The 17,234-nt window shown below is 69.2% G+C and carries 20 protein-coding genes and 1 pseudogene; 11 read left to right on the forward strand and 10 right to left on the reverse strand.

The window, feature by feature from the left end; translation table 11 throughout:
* The first annotated feature begins 452 nt into the window (after positions 1-452).
* A complete protein-coding gene (locus tag ACZ49B_RS37305) occupies positions 453-1,085 on the forward strand; it encodes a hypothetical protein (RefSeq protein ID WP_468315232.1) in 633 nt (210 codons plus the stop codon).
* Between the two features lie 644 nt (positions 1,086-1,729).
* On the opposite strand, the pseudogene ACZ49B_RS37310 reads toward ACZ49B_RS37305, so the two are convergent.
* Positions 1,730-1,885: pseudogene (locus tag ACZ49B_RS37310) on the reverse strand (DUF3117 domain-containing protein); the annotation flags it as partial.
* Positions 1,886-2,570: 685 nt separating this feature from the next.
* Here ACZ49B_RS37310 and ACZ49B_RS37315 point away from each other — a divergent pair.
* Positions 2,571-3,098 carry a 2'-5' RNA ligase family protein gene (locus tag ACZ49B_RS37315; protein ID WP_468315235.1) on the forward strand — a complete coding sequence of 176 codons (528 nt, stop codon included), beginning with the start codon at positions 2,571-2,573 and terminating at the stop codon, positions 3,096-3,098.
* Between the two features lie 49 nt (positions 3,099-3,147).
* On the opposite strand, the gene ACZ49B_RS37320 is transcribed toward ACZ49B_RS37315, so the two are convergent.
* Together ACZ49B_RS37320 and ACZ49B_RS37325 are read right to left on the reverse strand one after the other, a co-directional pair.
* Positions 3,148-3,603: a nuclear transport factor 2 family protein gene (locus tag ACZ49B_RS37320; RefSeq protein ID WP_468315238.1), complete on the reverse strand. Its 456-nt coding sequence runs from the start codon at positions 3,601-3,603 to the stop codon at positions 3,148-3,150.
* Between the two features lie 37 nt (positions 3,604-3,640).
* Positions 3,641-4,369: a helix-turn-helix transcriptional regulator gene (locus ACZ49B_RS37325; protein ID WP_468315240.1), complete on the reverse strand. Its 729-nt coding sequence runs from the start codon at positions 4,367-4,369 to the stop codon at positions 3,641-3,643.
* A gap of 150 nt (positions 4,370-4,519) precedes the next feature.
* On the opposite strand from ACZ49B_RS37325, the gene ACZ49B_RS37330 reads away from it, so the two are divergent.
* Entirely contained in the window at positions 4,520-4,777 is a 258-nt protein-coding gene (locus ACZ49B_RS37330) for a hypothetical protein (RefSeq protein WP_468315243.1), read from the forward strand.
* Between the two features lie 156 nt (positions 4,778-4,933).
* On the opposite strand, the gene ACZ49B_RS37335 is transcribed toward ACZ49B_RS37330, so the two are convergent.
* Positions 4,934-5,884: a hypothetical protein gene (locus ACZ49B_RS37335; RefSeq protein ID WP_468315246.1), complete on the reverse strand. Its 951-nt coding sequence runs from the start codon at positions 5,882-5,884 to the stop codon at positions 4,934-4,936.
* Positions 5,881-6,219: a PadR family transcriptional regulator gene (locus ACZ49B_RS37340; protein ID WP_468315248.1), complete on the reverse strand. Its 339-nt coding sequence runs from the start codon at positions 6,217-6,219 to the stop codon at positions 5,881-5,883. The genes ACZ49B_RS37335 and ACZ49B_RS37340 overlap by 4 nt, the downstream gene beginning before the upstream one ends.
* Before the next feature lie 424 nt (positions 6,220-6,643).
* Between ACZ49B_RS37340 and ACZ49B_RS37345 the strand changes: the two genes are divergently transcribed.
* Positions 6,644-6,871, forward strand: coding sequence for a hypothetical protein (locus ACZ49B_RS37345; protein WP_468315251.1), 228 nt, complete (start codon positions 6,644-6,646; stop codon positions 6,869-6,871).
* 41 nt (positions 6,872-6,912) lie between these two features.
* On the opposite strand, the gene ACZ49B_RS37350 is transcribed toward ACZ49B_RS37345, so the two are convergent.
* From ACZ49B_RS37350 to ACZ49B_RS37360, 3 genes are all read right to left on the reverse strand, one after another.
* Positions 6,913-7,566, reverse strand: coding sequence for a DUF7691 family protein (locus tag ACZ49B_RS37350; RefSeq protein WP_468315254.1), 654 nt, complete (start codon positions 7,564-7,566; stop codon positions 6,913-6,915).
* Between the two features lie 294 nt (positions 7,567-7,860).
* The gene (locus ACZ49B_RS37355) at positions 7,861-8,463 is read right to left on the reverse strand and encodes an SRPBCC family protein (RefSeq protein ID WP_468315256.1); all 603 of its coding nucleotides are present in this window, start codon (positions 8,461-8,463) and stop codon (positions 7,861-7,863) included.
* A 143-nt stretch (positions 8,464-8,606) separates the two neighbouring features.
* On the reverse strand, positions 8,607-9,251 hold the full coding sequence (locus ACZ49B_RS37360; protein ID WP_468315259.1) for a dihydrofolate reductase family protein: 645 nt from the start codon (positions 9,249-9,251) through the stop codon (positions 8,607-8,609).
* 134 nt (positions 9,252-9,385) lie between these two features.
* On the opposite strand from ACZ49B_RS37360, the gene ACZ49B_RS37365 reads away from it, so the two are divergent.
* Positions 9,386-10,087, forward strand: coding sequence for a 2-phosphosulfolactate phosphatase (locus ACZ49B_RS37365; protein WP_468315262.1), 702 nt, complete (start codon positions 9,386-9,388; stop codon positions 10,085-10,087).
* A gap of 55 nt (positions 10,088-10,142) precedes the next feature.
* On the opposite strand, the gene ACZ49B_RS37370 is transcribed toward ACZ49B_RS37365, so the two are convergent.
* Positions 10,143-11,234, reverse strand: coding sequence for a PP2C family protein-serine/threonine phosphatase (locus ACZ49B_RS37370; RefSeq protein WP_468315265.1), 1,092 nt, complete (start codon positions 11,232-11,234; stop codon positions 10,143-10,145).
* A 245-nt stretch (positions 11,235-11,479) separates the two neighbouring features.
* Here ACZ49B_RS37370 and ACZ49B_RS37375 point away from each other — a divergent pair, with 245 nt between their 5' ends.
* Positions 11,480-12,016, forward strand: coding sequence for a hypothetical protein (locus tag ACZ49B_RS37375; RefSeq protein ID WP_468315267.1), 537 nt, complete (start codon positions 11,480-11,482; stop codon positions 12,014-12,016).
* A 126-nt stretch (positions 12,017-12,142) separates the two neighbouring features.
* Complete coding sequence (locus tag ACZ49B_RS37380; protein WP_468315270.1) at positions 12,143-12,913, forward strand: YqjF family protein; 771 nt, start codon at positions 12,143-12,145, stop codon at positions 12,911-12,913.
* On the opposite strand, the gene ACZ49B_RS37385 is transcribed toward ACZ49B_RS37380, so the two are convergent.
* Positions 12,910-13,641, reverse strand: a complete 732-nt coding sequence (locus ACZ49B_RS37385; protein WP_468315273.1) for a GbsR/MarR family transcriptional regulator — start codon at positions 13,639-13,641, stop codon at positions 12,910-12,912. The genes ACZ49B_RS37380 and ACZ49B_RS37385 overlap by 4 nt on opposite strands.
* 260 nt (positions 13,642-13,901) lie before the next feature.
* Between ACZ49B_RS37385 and ACZ49B_RS37390 the strand changes: the two genes are divergently transcribed.
* The 4 genes from ACZ49B_RS37390 (at position 13,902) to ACZ49B_RS37405 (ending at position 17,225) form a co-directional block, all read left to right on the forward strand.
* The gene (locus ACZ49B_RS37390) at positions 13,902-14,570 is read left to right on the forward strand and encodes a DUF4097 family beta strand repeat-containing protein (RefSeq protein ID WP_468315276.1); all 669 of its coding nucleotides are present in this window, start codon (positions 13,902-13,904) and stop codon (positions 14,568-14,570) included.
* 15 nt (positions 14,571-14,585) lie between these two features.
* A complete protein-coding gene (locus ACZ49B_RS37395) occupies positions 14,586-15,548 on the forward strand; it encodes an ATP-binding cassette domain-containing protein (RefSeq protein ID WP_468315278.1) in 963 nt (320 codons plus the stop codon).
* The gene (locus ACZ49B_RS37400) at positions 15,545-16,333 is read left to right on the forward strand and encodes an ABC transporter permease (RefSeq protein ID WP_468315280.1); all 789 of its coding nucleotides are present in this window, start codon (positions 15,545-15,547) and stop codon (positions 16,331-16,333) included. The genes ACZ49B_RS37395 and ACZ49B_RS37400 overlap by 4 nt, the downstream gene beginning before the upstream one ends.
* Positions 16,334-16,856: 523 nt before the next feature.
* Entirely contained in the window at positions 16,857-17,225 is a 369-nt protein-coding gene (locus tag ACZ49B_RS37405) for a VOC family protein (RefSeq protein ID WP_468315283.1), read from the forward strand.
* Positions 17,226-17,234: the final 9 nt, after the last annotated feature.

The raw sequence follows: 17,234 nt of genomic DNA on the forward strand, positions 1-17,234 counted from the left end.
TCCTACGCTTCGCTCCAGACTGGCTCTGGTTCCGCTGCGCTCCACCCGAACAGGGCCTGGCTCCGCAGGCCCCAGGGCTCCCACGCTACGCACGGCCCCTGACCCCATTTCACGGGGTCCGGGCCTACGGCCCGTTGGGCGGGTCCGCTCCCCCACCCCGGGGGCCTTCCGGCTCCGCCGCCAGGACCCCCTCCGCGAGACTCAGGGCTACTCACGGGAGCTCCTCAATCACAAACCCTAGTTTGTAGTCAACGACAAGAAACGCAGGCCTGTTCGACGCTCAGCCAAGACTGCCTTCCCTTTGCTCTGATGCGAGGCGATCGAGTGAAACGGGCACTACACCCGTTATCGGACCAGTCGGCAAGGCGTTGCCTGTGTTGACCTCCCCCGTGGACCGCGCTCCACCCTGCGCTGCTTATACCGACGGGGCTTCACCGGCAGGAGAACTCGGAATGGAAAAGCACGGATGGAGGCGGCAGGTATCCGCCCTCACCTCGGTACTGGGGCTCGCCATCGCGCTCCCGTTTGCTGTAGGGGCCACACCCGCCCAAGCGCAATCGAACGTGACCATCGACAAGAACCACGAAGGAACCTTCGTAGCGGGAGGGCAAGGCGTCTACACCATCACACTGACCAACAGCGGCAACGAGGACAGCGGCACGATCGAGTTCACGGACAACCTTCCTCCGGGTCTCACAGCCACGGACACCGGAGGCACGTTCCCGTTTGATGTGTGTGACATCACCAATGGCGGTAAGACGGTCCACTGCGGTGGTTTTACTTTCACAGGTTCATTCGAATTCACGGTAACCGTCGCCATCGCCGACAACGCCCCGTGCAGCGTCACCAACACCGTCATGGGCACCGAGACCACCGCTGACGGCACCCACGCCTTCTCGGACAGCGACCCCACAACGATCACCGGCCACTGCAACGACGGCAACGGAGCCGGCGGAGGCTCGATTCTGCCGGTCAACCTCAACGGTGTCATCCCGATGTTTAACAACATCACGACCAACAACAACATCAACAGCCCTGGCGCGAGCAACAACAGCGTTCAACGTTTTCGAGTGAACGCCCCCTGACCGTGTAGACCATCCCCGAAGTCGCGGCGAGGGGCGTCTACGTCCCTCATCGGGCGTTTCGTGGGCGGGGCCCGACCCGCTGGGGGCACGGTCGGGCCGCATCGGTGTGAGAGAACCGATGTGATTCATTTTGCTCTGCGGATCGCAACTGGGGGTGTGGATTAGTACCTGTTCCCGCGCATGACATGTGTCACCGGTGAAACTGCGCAATGCCCAACCAACTGCTACGCCGCGTCTCGTTGTCCGAGGCCAACTCATCCCAGTGACACCAACCTCACCGCATCGAGTTGTCCCCCACAAACCACACACACCGGCCTGACCAGTACAAACCAAGCACCATCTCATGCGGACAGCCTCTGCGGCCCCATGGACAACCAAGCGCGGCGTAGCACACACGAACTGCATAGCCGCATGTCAGAACCATGACGACTGCTCAGTTTCACTGCTCGGCGCCAACAGTTTCACCGGTCAGTGCAACAGGCCTCGATGTCGTTGGCCGTCCAGTGGCCTCGTCGCACCGACAAGGCCGTCAGTAGTGGATGCCAGAATCGCCAACATGGGGCTGTGCGACGTCCAAACGCCGCGGGGACCGGGCCAGGTCGCGCTCGACTGCCCTGCCGGCTTCTCACGGAGCAACGACATCTGCCGAGGGCGTTCTTGAGTTCGTCGGCGAGGGCATCGGCCTCGTCCGGGGTCAGTTCGACTACGAGCCGACCGCCGCCTTCGAGCGGTACGCGCATGACGATGGCCCGCCCCTCCTCGGTGACCTCGAGCGGGCCGTCGCCCGTCCGCGGCCTGATTCTGCCGCGCGGCTGAGTCTCACTGTCGTTGAGGGGCAGTGCCTGGTGGGGTTCCCGGCCGGAACCACTGATCGTCACCCGCGGCCCGTTGCCCTCGGTCTTGACTGTGTGCGTCCCCAGAGCGGGTGTCGCGGTGGCGGCAGGCGTTAGGACGACCGTCGCCCCCAAAACGAACGATGAGGCGACGAGCGAGATGACGGCATTGCGTCGGATGCGCCGGGCCATGATGGGGGTCCTCCCTCGCGATGAAGTGGAAGGCCGCGGAAACACGGGGGCAAGTCGCCGCGCCAGCGCTCCGGGAGTGGTCCCTCCAGCCACAGCGCGACAACAGATGGACGGCTGTGGCGCCGCTGTGGCACCGGACTGATCGGACGGCGCCACACTCCGTTCATCCTCCCCCTCCCCGAACCGGGTGTCGGCCGGACCATGTGAGCCGACCAGGACGCGTGCGGCCTCGTGAGCGGCGTCAGCGCTCACGGATCCTTGACCGCCTCCCCAACCACCCACCGCCAGTTTGGCCACCGCCGACCCCCTGCCGCGCCTTCCGGGCCCTACCTTGTCGTCGAGGGGGGTCGGCCTGCCTGTGGTGCGGGTGTGGCGGCTCGAACCTGGGCCAGGCTCCCAACCGGCCCGAGGAATCGGTCTGGACAGTCGGGTTCCGGACCTGGCCTGCGATGATGATGGAGTGCCAGAGCCAGGGACCACTGCCGTCGTCGTTGTTTTGCCCGATGCCGCCCCGCTCCTCGATGCGGTGAGGCGCATCGACCCGGCCCTGGTGCGTCGTGGGGTGCCGGCGCACGTCTCGGTCCTCTACCCGTTCGTGCCGGACTCGGCGCTGACGGGTCAGGACGAGGAGGGCGTGCGTTCCCTGGCGGCGAGTTTTCCGGCAGCCGATCTGCTCTTGGAGGAGGTCGTGGCGGAGTCCGGCTTCGTCGCCGTCACCGTTCCGGGGCTCCAACCGCTCGTCGATGCGTTCCGCGCCGAGTGGCCCGGGTTGCGCCCGTACGGGGGCCGCTTCGGGGTGCGGCCCGCCGCCCATGTCACGGTTGCTTTGGGTGCGCACAACCCGACGGCCACCGCCCACGTGCGCGCTGAGGTCGGCGGCTTGCTGCCGCTGCGTACCCGGGCGGCGGCGGTCCAGCTGGTGGTGCTGACAGAGGAGGGCTGGCGGCCTCGGTTCACCGCCCCGCTCGGAGGCCCGGACGGGCGGTGAACACCGCCCGCCAGTCGGGTGCGGATTCGGGGTGGCCCTGGTCGGCGCGTCACCGCGCGAAGCGGCGGTCTCCGGTCAGCGACCAGACGGCCGTGATGCGGCCGTCGGCGATGGCCAGCAGGTCGATGCCGCTCTTGGTGACGGCATCGCCCGAGCCGTCGGTGTACGTGGCGGTCCAGCGGGCGGCCACTTCCGCACGGGCGCCGTCGACTACCGGCGGACCGTCGACCGCGTACGTGAGCCCCGGGCGTTCCTGTCGGTGGGCGCCGATGAACGCGGTCAGGTCCGGGCGGTCGAGCGTGGCGTCGGGGCCGGTGCCGGGAACTGTGTGGGCGAACCGGAGCCGGAAGTCGGGCGCGATGAGTTCCTCGGCGAGGGCGAGGTCGCCGTTCCAGAGCCGCGTCCAGCCGTCCAGCAGTGCGGTGCCCTGTCCGCGGGTCAGCAGGTCCGTTCCGGTCGAGGCGCCGGTCGGCGCGGGGGTGGTGGTGGTCGTCGTACGGGTCATGGGAAGTGCCTTCCTGTTGTCGGTCGGGCACCAGCCTCTACTCCTTGGGCGACAACCCCCTGTCGGTGTTTACGAGTTCGTCGAGGCCGACGAACTCCCAGCCCAACGTGTTGAGCTCGGCGAGGTCCAGGACGCGCGGCGGGACCGTCTCGGCCAGTGTCTCGACGTGCCGGATGCGGTCCAGCCGGAAGCCGCGTACCGCGGAGCGCAGCCGGCACCAGCCGATGAGATACCAGTGGTCGCCGCCGAGGAAGCCGTGGGGTTCCACGCGGCGGTCGGTGGCGGCTCCCTGTGCGTCGGAGTAGGACAGGCGCAGGACCCGGCGCATCGAGAGCGCCTCGCGGAGTGCTTCGGGCACGGCGGCGGGTTGCCGGGCGGGCGCGGTGAGCCGGACCCGGGCGGCGAGTTCGTCCGCGCCGTGTCGCTCGCGCTGCGGCATGACGGCGAGGACTTTCTGCAGGGCGGACCGGGCGTCCCGGGCGAAGGGCGTGCCGGCCAGGGCGTGCAGGGCCACCGCGAGCGCAGTCGCCTCCGCCGAGGTGATCGTCAGCGGCGGGAGGGTCTGGTCCTTGGCGAGCACGTAGCCGCCGGTGCGGCCGGTCTCGGCGTAGAGGGGGACTCCTGCCTGCTGCAGGGCGGCGAGGTCGCGCTCGACGGTCCGGGTGCTGACCTCGAACCGGCCCGCCAGCCAGCGTGCGCTGCGCGGCCGGGGGGAGGCCGCCCGCAGTTCTTCCACCAGGGCGTACAGACGATCGGTTCGGTTCACGGGGAACGACCGTAACCCAGTGCCCCCGGCCCGTTGATGCCCTCAGAGACTTTCGGCTCGCGCCTCGGGGGCTTTCCGCGACGAAAGTTGCCCGGGCGATCATCCTCCGTGCGGACGAAGACCGCGCCACGGATCCCTAGCGTGGTCCGCATGACCAAGGACACGGGGGACGGTGCCGGCGGACGCCGATGGCTGCGGGCTGCAATGGGTGTCATGGCGGGATTGCTCGCTGCAGCAGGCGTGTGCGCGATTTTTTGGTGGCTGGGCCTGAACCTGGGCGTGGGCGCGGCCTGGCTGTCCGGCAAGGTTGCGGTGAAGGTGGGCTTCTTCGTGGCCGCCGGTGGCTTCGCCGCTGTGACCGTGTGGTGGCAGGGGCGCCGTGCATCGCGGTCCGAAGAGAGAGATTGAGGCACGGGTGCGGCGCCTCGGTCATCCGACCGATCACGCCGCCGGTCGGACCGAGCGCGGCGAGCTGAGGAAGAACTGCTGGTCTCGTCGCCCAGGGTGCCACGGCTCCTGGGGGCCGTGACACCCTGTCACGATGAGCCGGGCCTGGCTGTCGGTTCAAGTGGTGCGGCTCTGGCGGCGTTGTGCGGCGATGGCGAGGAGGGGGATCGGCATGATCAGGCAGAACAGCACGAGGTGGCTCGGCAAGGAGTCCACGAGGTACGGCTGGGTGACGATCGCTGCGGCGCGGACGAGCGCGAACGCGGCGACGGGGATGAGCCAGCGGTAGTCGCCGGTGGCGGCCGTCACCACCCACGCGGCGGTCAACGCGGCGACCTCCACAAGGAACTGGACGCGCTGGAAATCCGGGTCGCCTGATGTGATGTGCAAGGTGCCGGCCATGAACAGCGCGCCCGCGACCGGGACGAGCCAGCCGTACGAGCGGCGATGTAGTTTGCTCGGACGGTACGCCGCCAGTGCTGCGCAGCTGAGGAACAGGGTTGCTGAGAGCACCAGGTGGTGGGATCGCAGCGGGGCGCCCAGCCCGTAGTAGCCGACGCCCACCACGCCCTCGTCACCGAAGAGCGTCGAGCCGGCGATCCCGGATCCGACCAAGAGCATCGCCGCCGAGGCCGGCAGCGCGATCCACCGTTGGCCGCGCAGCAGCGCGACCAGGCAGATCAGCGGGAGCAGGCCGTAGGGAAGGTACCGCGTCTGGGTTCCGGGGCCCTGTGTCCAGGGGAACCAGCCCACGTCGCCGAAGCCGACGGCGTGGCGGGAGGGTTCGGTGTTCAGGGCCCAGTGCCACACGTCCTGGAGGTACGGGACCAGCGCCAGCGCGGCGAGGACGAGGGCGGTCAGGTGGAAGCCGTCCAGCCACCACGGCCGGGACTTGTCCGCGCAGGCGGCGCGGGCATGGGCCTCCACCCCTCCGCGGAGCAGTGCGACGAGTTCCCGCGGCGGCGGCCAGGAGCGGCCCGGGTACGCCTCGGAGAGGCAGCCCAGCACCTCCTCTCCGTGGCGGGCGCGGTAGTCCTTGGGGTAGGCGGCGAGCAGGAAACGGTTCATGCCCCGGCCACCCTGAAGGAAGGACGGCCGATGACGACGGCCGCCGCCTGCTGCATGCGCAGGGCCTCTTGCCGGAGTACGCCGTCGCCGTCCTCGGTGAGCCGGTAGTAGCGACGTGCCCGGCCGTCCACGATCTCCTCGCGATCGGCTGCGACCCACCCGGACCGTTCCAGCCGCTCGAGCGCGCCGTACAGGGTGCCGACGGCGAGCTTGACCCGTCGGTCCGTGGCCTGTTCGGCGGCCTTGATGATGCCGTAGCCGTGCAAGGGGCCCTCTTGGAGGGCCGCAAGGATGAAGTACTGCGACTCCGTCAGCGACGGTGATCGTTTCGTCATGTCCGCGAGCATATATCGGCTGCCGATATATACGTGACGACAGGGGCCCGACACACGCGGGTCAGTCAGCCGTGCTTCGAGTGCCTGGCGGAGCAAGGCGGTTGCGGCGGTTCGGTCCGCGTCGACCCGGGGGTCTGTATGGGTCTCCTCGGTGCTCACCCCGGGGGCCAGGCGTCGGCGTTTCCGGTTTCGGATCGCTGCGAGGGTTGGTGTGCTGGTGCGCAGCCGGTCGGCGAGGAACCTCGTGGGCCATGCATGCTCGGCGAGGACCTGCTCTCCGGCGCGCGGGCCGCGCAGATGGGGGACGACCACCGAGACTCCGGCGGAGGCAGCTTCTCTCCGCAAGCGACTGCATCCTTTGGCCTACTGTGTTTTCGGTCCTGTGGAGGACGATCTTGTGGCACCGCCGCGCGAGGATTGATCCGTGCGAACAACCATCGGATACACCGTCGAAAGCATCGGCTACGTCGTAGGAGCCCAGGGGCTCGTCAGCTTCGCTTCGCAGACCTTCTTCGGCACGGAGTGGGGCTGGATGCACAAGATCGTCGACCTTCCGTCCACCGCTTACCTCGGCATCGTCTTCGTGGGGCTGGCACTCATCGTCAGCGGTGTGAAGACGCGGAAGGCGGCCGAGCGCCAAGAGGTCGCCTGACTCCTGTCGGCAGCTGCGTCGTTGGGCTCCGGATCGGTCGGTCATCCGGTGGTGGAGAAGAAGATCGAGCCGTCCTCCGCCCACCACCAGGCGCCCCGCCCGTCGACCCACTCAGAGGACCAGTCGTCGAGAGTCTTGATCAGCTCCCCCAGGTCGTACCGCAGGTCGGCGTCGATCCTGTCCAGCACCGCCCGGTAGGCCTCCACCGCGGGCCCGGCCTTCGCCAGCGGCCAGCAGCCGATTTCAGGGGAACCCTCCAGGGGGCGCGGGATGCGGAACCCGATCTCCGAGGGCGGGCCGCTGAAGACGTACTGGTAGGGCAGCAGGTCCGCGGGAACGCCCTCTGCGCTCAACGCGTCGTCCAGGGCCGAGAAGTAGGTGACGGGGCTCCGGTAGCTCGCCAGGGTGGAGGGGTCGGAAGCGTTGTGGTCGATGATGATCTGCAGGGCCGCGTAGTAGGCGCAGCCGGCGTAATCGGCGGTGGAGTCGGCCCGACCGGCGACCAGCTCCTCCAATGCGTCCTGCACCGACAGCCCCCAGTCCACGCTCTGGGCATCAAGATCGTCCTGGCGGGCTCGCGCCTTCCCCCGCATGTTGTCCAAGCGCCGTGCTTCGTCCGCGGTCAGGTCCCGGGCGGGCACGAAACGCGCGACCTCACCGCGGTTCGCCATGCTGAAATTCACTACCTTGCTCATGGGACCATGCTGTCAAAGGGCACTGACACCACCGGCCCAGCCGGGCACTTGCACAGGTTGCACAGCAGCCTCGGCTACCGCACTCCCGCCGAAAGGCGAAGGGCTGTAGACGGTCCCGGTGTCGTTCTGCCGGCCCTGGAGCGGAGGCGGAGAGCGGCGCGCCGCCGTAAAGACGATGGGCCGCTTCTTCGAGGCGAGTGCGTACGACGCCGAAGTGGCTCGCGCTGAGGCTGACCGCTGGTGGCAGGTGTAGCCGTAGGCCAACACGGTGCTACCCCGGCCGGCTGCGGGCCCCTACCGGTCAGCCTCGGCGGTGGACTTGAGGTCGCTCAGCCAGGCTTCGAGTCCCTGCCGGAGGATGGCGGTCGCGGTGGGGACGTCCGCGTCGACCTGGGGGCCGGTGTGGGTCTCCTCGGTGCTCACCCTGACGCCGCCGGGGATCTCGGTGAAGTTCCAGACGTGGACGCCGTCGATGTGCAGTCCCTCTCCGGTCGCGGGGCCCGTCCAGCGGATGCAGGAGTGCTGCCGGAGCTGTTCGACGGTGGAGGTGATCGCCAGGCTCGTGGCCGGAGTCGGGTTGGGCGGTACCGGGGTCGTCCACCGGAAGACCGAACCCCGGCGGAGGGGACCGCGGTCGAGGCGTTGCGCGGTCGTCACGGGAGCCTGCCAGGACGGCCAGCGCTCGACGTCGGTCTGCAGCTTCCAGACCGTGCGCAGCGGCGCGTCGATGAGGATCTCGGCTCGGTGGCGGACGCGGGCGGTGGGGTCGACGCCGGCCCCGCGGCAGGTGAGGGACTTGGCGGCTGCGTCGGCGGGTAACGCGGCGGTACCGAGGAGGCCAAGGGCGAGCGGGATGGTGAACAGGGCGTGGATGCGGGTGCGGTGGCTGCCGGGCACGGGGTCCCCTTCGGTGTTCGGTGTTCTGCCGGTAGGCGTTGCCGATCGGCAGAACATCAAGCGACCGTTATAGGCTATAAGCCCATTTGGGTGATGGGCAGCGTGACGCCTTCTAACACCCTCGGGCAGTAGGCCGGTTTGGCTCAGGTGTCGCTTCCGGTGCCGCGGTCGGGGGCGCTCATGTCGCCCGTTGCGGGGGTGCCGTCGGCGAGCCCGTAGCGGAGGTACACGGTGCCCTTGGGGCCGGCTGCCGGGGGTTCGAGCAGCGTGACGTTGGTGGGCACCGCGCCGTCGTCGAACACCTTCTTCCCGACGCCGAGCACGATCGGGTGCACCCAGAGGTCGAGGCGGTCGAAGAGCTTCTCGCGCAGGAGGGTCTGCACCAGGTTCAGGCTCCCGACGACCTTGACGTTCTCGTGCCGGTCACGGATCTCGCGCACCGCGGCGGCCAGGTCCGGGCCGAGTTGCGTGGACCCGGCCCACGAGAGGTCGGGCCGGCCTCGAGAGGCCACGTACTTCGGGACACTGTTGAAGAGCGTGGCGATCTCGTTGTCCTGGCCGCCCTCCTGGTGAGGCCAGTAGGCGGCGAAGATGTCGTACGTCCGCCGGCCGAGCAGCAGGGCGTCCGTGCCTTCGTACGCGGCACCGACCTGCGCCCCGGCGACCTCGTCCAGCAGGGGCGCCTGCCAGCCGCCGAACGGGAACCCCACCGGGTCCTCGTCGGGGCCGCCGGGCGCCTGCCCGACGAGGTCGAGGGTCGCGAACAGCTCGATGTGGATGAGGCCCATGGCTTGCTCCCGATGAGTCGGTTGTCTCCGTCAAGAGATAGACCTGCGGGTGCCCGCAAACTCATCGCCGCGCCGAGGCGTGATGCGTGGCACCGTCCGGGAGCTTCGGGTCGGGCATGCGTGATCATGGCCGGATGGACGCTCGTTTCCTTGGCATCTCTGAGCTGGTCGAAGCGCCGCCCGTGGCGGTCGTGGTCGACGTCATGCGTGCTTTCACTGTGGCTGCCTGGGCCTTTGGCCGGGGGGCGGAAAAGATCGTTCTTGCCGAGTCGCTGGACGAGGCCCTGGCGCTGAAGGCTCGCCACCCGGATTGGGTGGCGCTCAAGGACGGTCCGCCCGCGCCCGGGTTCGACACCGTCAACTCGCCGGGCCTGCTGCGGTCTCTTGACCTCGGCGGACGGACCGTCGTGCAGAAGACCACGGCAGGGACGGTCGGCGCCCTTGCGGTCAAGGAGGCGTCGCTGGTGCTGTGCGCCGGCTTCGTGGTGGCGGAGGCAACGGCTCGGGTCTTGCGGACGCGCGCGTGTGACGGTGTCACCTTCGTCGTCACCGGTGAGGAGGGGCGCGCCGATGAAGATCTGGCGTGCGCCGAATACATCGCTCAAAGGACCGGCGACGCCGGGACGGACGCAGCCGAGTTCCTCCGCCGCGCCGGGGAGTCGCGCGCCGCCGCCGAGCTGGCGGGGGGTGTGCGCCAAGGAGCCCATCCTGATGACGTCGCACTCTGTCTCGAGCTCGACCGGTTCGCCTTCGCCATGGTGGCGACCTTGGAAGACTCGCTCATGGTCCTCCGTCCGCACGCCGTGCCTTCGCTGACCGACGAGGCTTCGATCTGATCGCCGGTGGGCACCTCCCGATGACGGTGGTTCGCAGTGCGGGCCACTTCGTACGTCAGGGCTCGCGCAGGCGTACGGCGAGGGCGGCGATGTCGTCGTCGAGGCGTCCTCTGCTGTAGCGGAGGAGGTCGCGGTGAAGGGCCGTGAGCAGTTCGCGGGGCGGGGTCGGGGGCTGATGGCGCATCCAGGCTGCCAGCGGGAAGAACTCGCCGTCGCGGGCGCGGGCCTCGGCGATCCCGTCGGTGTAGAGGAGCAGCAGGTCGCCGGGGGCGAAGTCGAAGGTGTCGACGCTGTAGTGATCGCCGATCAGCTCCGCGAGGCTGAGCAGCGGCGAGGGGGTGGCGGGCTCGAGGACGTGGAGTTTGCTGCGGTTCAGGAGCAGCGGCGGGGGGTGTCCGCAGTTGAGGATGTGGATACGTCTACCCTCGTGCGGGATCTCGGCCAGCAGGGCGGTGGCGAAGCGCTCCATCGGCCCGTCGGGGGGAAACGCGGCGTTGTAGCGGGTGCTGCTGGCGTCCAGCCTGCGTGCGACCTTGACCATGTCGGGCTCGCTGTACGCCGCCTCCCGGAAGGAGTTGACGATCGCCGCGGCCGCCCCCACTGCCGGCAGGCCCTTGCCCCGTACGTCACCGATGAGCAGCCTGACCCCGTAGGGCGTGTCGACCACCTCGTAGAAGTCCCCGCCGATGCGGGCCTCCGCCGCGGCCGCGAGGTACAGCGACTCGATCTCGACCTTCCCGAAGCGGCGTGGCATGGGGCTCAGCACCACCTGCTGCGCCGCCTCGGCGACGAGCCGTACCTGGAAGAGGGTGCGCTCCCGCTGGAGCCGGAGATGGCTTCCGTACGCGGCGGCCACGGTGACCGCGACGATCCCCGCGGCCGTCCACCACGTTCCCAGATCGGGAAAGACGAGGCCGAGGCCGATCATCAGAAAGAGGCAGACCGTCCCGAGCAGGACGGTGGGAAGGACCGGCCACATGGCGGCGGCCAGGGCCGGCGCCGCGGGCAGGAGGCGACTGAAGGCCATCTCCGGCGGAGTGGCGTAGGCCAGGCTGGCGATCACGACGGTCAGGATGACCGGCGACAGCCGCACGAGCCACCCTCGGCCGTAGCGCCGACGGAGCCGCGGCCGTCCAGACTCGATCACGCTTCCCAGACTATCCGCACAATAAGGGCATAGCGCTCCACGAACCGAGTCGGCTGCGCAGCATCTCGGTGATCCCTGGATCTCGGGCAGGGGCCGGCCGCGCGTCCTGCTCCCCCGTCCACCCTGCTGTACGCGGCGCTGACGGGCGACTCTCGGCTCCCCATCGATTCGGCAGACCGCCCTGTCACCACCGGGCTACTGTACGAACACGTCACATAGCCCACCGTCACCCGAGGAGGAATCCTGTGCCATCGCCCTGCGACTCCCGGTACGCTCCCGCCGGCAATGTGGGTGCGGCAATCATGCTGATCGACTCCCGGCTCAAAACCGTCTACGACGGCAAGGCCGGGACCGACCCGGAGCAGCGCCGGTTGATCGACTCGTTCACCGCCTCATTGGGCCCCGAGGAAGCCGATGACCTGGTGGACGGCGCGTGCACGCTCATCTACATGTTCATGCAGTGGCTGCGGATGGCCTACGAGGACCACGACAGGGACGTCATCGAGTACGTGGTGCCCAGCTTCGTGGCCTCGATGCGCATGATGCCGAAGAGCATCCGCCCGGAGGTCATCCCCACCATGGCCGGCATGATCGTCGCGGCCGGCACCGGCCTGAGCCCCAACCTGTGGCGCAAGCAGTACGGGGACTGGACCGGGGACGAGATGAACGCCCTGGAAGCCACGGCCCTGCTGCTCGCGGAACACATCAACCGGCTCACTGACGACCGCGACTTCTCGACCCGCATGGTCACCGAGGCTCTCTCCAACGCGGACCAGGACTGACCGAGGAGGTGGCGTCAGCGGCGAGCCGAGGCTGTGCATGACCAACAAGCAGTCCCCCGTCCCCCCGTCCCCCCGTCCACTACCTGACCGACTTCCGCAGCGGGGCCGCTCTGTCATTCTTGGGCCGTGCAGCCAGCCTCGTCCGTGACGCCCGATGCCCCCGCCCGCATACACGACCCGCTCCTCACCCAGGAGTGGCTCGATCTCGCCTTCATCCACTGGGCGGTCGACCCCGGCGTCGTGGCCCCGCTGCTGCCGAGCGGGACCGTGCCCGACACGCACGACGGGGTCAGTTACGTCGGCCTCGTGGCCTTCCGGATGCACCGGGTCGGCTGGCTCCGGCTGCCCGGAGTGCCGTACTTCGGCTCGTTCCCCGAGACCAACGTGCGCCTGTATTCGGTTGACGCGCACGGACGGCGCGGTGTCGTGTTCCGGTCGATGGACGCGTCACGGCTGCTCCCGGTCGTGATGGGGCGGATCGGCTTCCGGCTGCCCTACCTGTGGTCCCGGATGAGCGTCCGCACCGACGGCGACACGGTCCACTACGCCAGTTCCCGCCGCTGGCCCGGCCCACGGGGGGCCCACAGCCGCATCACGGTGGCCCGGGGCGAGCGGATCGATGAGCCCACCGAGCTGGAGCACTTCCTCACCGCCCGGTGGGGCATGCACAACGCCTTCTCCGGCGGAGCGGCGTACCTGCCCAACGACCACCCGCGCTGGCCGCTGTACCGAGCGGAGCTGCTCGCGTGCGACGAGAACCTGCTCGCCCCGGCCGGCCTGCCGACACCGCGGCAGGCTCCGGTCAGCGTCCTGTACTCGCCCGGGGTCCCGGTACGGCTCGGCCGGCCGTCCCGCACCACCGCTCCCCTCCCCCAGCCGCGCCGGCCGCCGCTCTAGGGGGTGTCCGAGGGCGTTTCGGGTTTCGTGTAGAGGACGTCGCGGGCCTGTTCCGCGGCGCGGGCGATGCTCTCGGAGACGAAGTCGACGAAGCGGGCGATGTTCTCGAGGCGGGTGGCGGCCAGGGTGCCGGGGCCGAGGATGCCGACGCCCTGCCGTGCGGTCTCGGCGAGCTGGGCGGTGCCGCGGGCGCTGGCCATCATGGACTGGTACCAGACGTCGTTGTCGACGACGTAGCGCTCGCGGCGGCGTTCGTCGCGTTCGCGGCGGACCAGGCCCTGGCCCTCGAGGAACGCGATCGCCTTGGAGATGGACGCCGGGCTGACCTGGAGGCGCTCGACGAGTTCGGACGCGGTGAGGCTGCCCGCGTCGGTGATGTAGAGGCAGGCCAGCACCCGGGCCATCATCTTGGGCGTGCCCGCCTGCATGAGGACGGTGGTGAACGTCTCCTCGTACTCGCGCACCGCCTCGGCGTCGCGGCCGTGGGTCTGCGCGGGCGTCTTCGGGTCGCGGGGCGCGGCCTGCCTGCGGCGGTGCGCGCGGTGTTCGGTTGCCCGGTGGGCCAGGTCCGCGCGGTAGCCGGCCGGACCGCCGTTGCGCATCACCTCGCGCGTGACCGTCGACGTCGGACGGTCCAGACGCCTGGCGATCTCCGCGTAAGCGAGGCCGTCGGCCAGTCCCAGCGCGATCTGCTGGCGTTCCTGCTGGGTGAGTCTGCCTCCCGGCATCGCGGGCTCCTTCGCGTTCTGTCGTGGCTCAAGGGCGTCTCCAGGGCGCCAGTATAGCCTTCACCCGCAATCCATTGCAACGTGTGGGGTGGGGTACGTTGCATTAGATTCCAGCTCATTGCAATGAATTCTTGGCTTCTACCTGCACTGATGGCGATTTTGCGCAACGAATCTGTTGCCAGATGCGTGAATGCAACGTAGCTTTTCCATCATCAGAAACAGCGGGCCGAGAGAGCGCGCTACTCAAACAGGAGAGAACCATGCAGAAGTTCGACACCCCCGCCCCGATCTCCACCGTCCTCGACATCCCCGCCGGACACATCCGGTTCATCGCCGCCGACCGGGACAACACCACGGTCGAGATCCTGCCCGCCGACGCTTCCAAGAGCCGCGACGTGAAGGCCGCCGAGGAGACCACCGCCACCTACGTCGACGGCGTCCTGCGCATCGAGGCCGCTCCGGCCAAGAACCGGATCCTCGGCTCTTCCGGGTCGGTGGAGGTCACCGTCCAGCTGCCCGCCGGCTCCCGCATCGAGGCGAAGACGGCCAGCGCCGAACTCCGCGGCGTCGGGCGCCTCGGCGACGTCACCTTCGAGGGCGCGCAGGCCACGGTCAAGATCGACGAGGTCGCAAGCGCCCGCCTGACCCTCATGGCCGGCGACGTCTCGCTCGGCCGCCTGGGCGGGGACGCGCAGATCAGCACCCAGAAGGGCGACCTCCACATCGCCGAGGCAGTACGCGGCACCGTCACGCTGCGCACCGAGGCCGGCGAGATCACGGTCGTCGCCGCTCGCGGTGTCTCCGCCTCCCTCGACGCCGGCACCACCTACGGCCGCGTCCACAACTCGCTCCAGAACGCTGGTGGCACCCCCGGCCTGAACATCCACGCCAGCACCTCGTACGGCAACATCACCGCCCGCAGCCTCTAAAGGGAGCACCTCACCATGACCAACCTGGCCATCGCGGCGAACGGGCTGCGCAAGTCCTACGGTGACAAGAGCGTGCTGGACGGCATCGACCTGAATGTTCCGGAGGGGACGATCTTCTCCCTCCTCGGGCCGAACGGTGCCGGGAAGACCACCGCCGTCAAGATCCTCTCCACCCTCATCACCCCCGACGCCGGCGAGATCCGGGTCGGCGGCCACGACCTGGCCGCCGATCCGCAGGCGGTGCGCGCGGCGATCGGTGTCACCGGACAGTTCTCCGCCGTGGACGGGCTGATCACCGGTGAGGAGAACATGCTCCTCATGGCCGACCTGCACCACCTGTCCAAGAGCGAGGGACAGCGGGTCACCGCCGAACTCCTGGAGCGCTTCGACCTGGTGGAGGCCGCGAAGAAGCCGGCCGCCAGCTACTCCGGCGGCATGAAGCGCCGCCTCGACATCGCCATGACCCTGGTCGGCAACCCCCGGATCATCTTCCTCGACGAGCCCACCACCGGCCTCGACCCCCGCTCGCGCCACAACATGTGGCAGATCATCCGCGAACTCGTCACCGGCGGCGTCACCGTCTTCCTCACCACCCAGTACCTCGAGGAAGCCGACCAACTCGCCGACCGCATCGCCGTCCTCAACAACGGCAAGATCGCAGCCGAAGGCACCGCCGAGGAACTCAAGCGACTCATCCCCGGCGGACACGTCCGGCTCAGGTTCTCCGAGCCCGCCGCCTACCAGAGCGCCGCCGCCGCGCTGAACGAGGTCACCCGCGACGACGAGGCGCTGTCGCTGCAGATCCCCAGCGACGGCAGTCAGCGTCAGCTGCGCGACATCCTCGACCGGCTGGACTCCGCCGGCATCGAGGCGGACGAGCTGACCGTGCACACCCCCGACCTCGACGACGTCTTCTTCGCCCTGACCGGCACCAACATCCCCAGCCAGCCCAGCCAGTCCGAGGAGACCGTCCGATGAGTTCCTTCTCCCTCGCTGTACGCGACTCGTCCACGATGCTGCGCCGCAATCTGCTGCACGCGCGCCGCTACCCGTCGCTGACGCTGAACCTGCTGCTCACCCCGGTCATGCTCCTGCTGCTCTTCGTCTACATCTTCGGCGGCGCGATGAGCGGAGGCATCAGCGGCGGCGGAGACCGCTCCGCATACATCGCCTACATCGTCCCCGGCATCCTGCTCATGACCATCGGCAGCACCGTCATCGGCGCCGCCGTATCCGTCTCCACCGACATGTCCGAAGGCATCATCGCCCGCTTCCGCAGCATGGCCATCCACCGCGGGTCGGTCCTCATCGGGCACGTCGTCGGCAGCGTGATGCAGTCGATCGCCAGCGTCGTCCTCGTCGGCGCGGTCGCCGTGGCCATCGGTTTCCGGTCCAAGGACGCCACGGCCCTGGAGTGGCTGGCCGCGTTCGGGCTGCTGGCGCTCTTCGCCCTGGCGCTCACCTGGATCGCGGTCGGGATGGGCATGGCCAGCCCCAACGCCGAAGCGGCCAGCAACAGCGCCATGCCGCTGATCCTGCTGCCGCTGATCTCCAGCGCGTTCACGCCGATCGACTCGATGCCGGGCTGGTTCCAGCCCATCGCCGAGTACCAGCCCTTCACCCCGGCCATCGAGACGCTGCGCGGACTGCTGCTCGGCACCGAGATCGGCAACAACGGCTGGCTCGCCCTCGGCTGGTCCATCGCCCTCATCGCACTCGGCTACCGCTGGTCGACGGCACAGTTCAAGCGCGACCCCAAGTAGGCGACGTGAGCGCGCGGACTGCTCCGGCAGCCGCTCCCGTCCGCCCCCAGGGCGGCGTACCCCGACACCACGTCGGCGTACGCCGCCCGCAGTCGTTCACAGCACACCCTGAACCTGGTCCGCGCGGCTGCGGTAACGCGGTTTCCGTACGGATCTTCTCCGGCCTCCTCCGCCAGTACGGTGCGCTGCTCGGCCGCCGGCGTCCGCTGACCGCCAGGAGATCGCCGCGACTTCCAGACCCGTTCTGGACGCTTTCCGTGGCCTCCTCGGGCAGGGCCCGACGGGCGCCCCGGAGCGTCGTCGTCAGACATGGGTGAGGTCTCTTGCCTCCGTTGCCCGTTAGGGCCGGGCAGGTGGGCACGGAGGTGTGCCCTCGTGGCTCTTCGGCCAGCGCCACCGGCTCGATCCCGGACATGCGTCCTGTGCGGCCGGGCCCGGTGCAGGTCGGACTGCGCCGGCTGCCCGGTGAGGATGGTCCGGGGGCATCGCCCTGCCTGCGCGGAGCGTCCGGCAGGATGGGTGCGTGCTGACGATCAGATCTGTGGTGCTGGGTGTCTCGGATGTGCCGCGTGCGGCCGCTTTCTGGACGGAGGCTCTGGGGTATGTGCCGCGCGGGGAGGTCGAAGAGGACTGGGTGGTGTTGCTTCCGGCAGCGGGGACCGGGGTCCAGCTGGCGCTCGGGCTGAGTGAGACGCCGGTCCAGGAGCACCCGCGGGTCCACCTGGACCTGTACGCGGACGACGCCGCCGAGCAGGCCGCCGAGGTGGATCGGCTGGTGTCCTTGGGCGCTCAGTTGGTGGCATGGGACCTGTATCCGGAGGACCCCGACTTCGTCGTGCTCGCCGACCCCGACGGCAACCGGTTCTGCGTCATCGACGCCAGCCGCGGCTGACAGGGCCCC

The sequence above is a fragment of the Streptomyces sp. NPDC031132 genome, assembly GCF_055570595.1.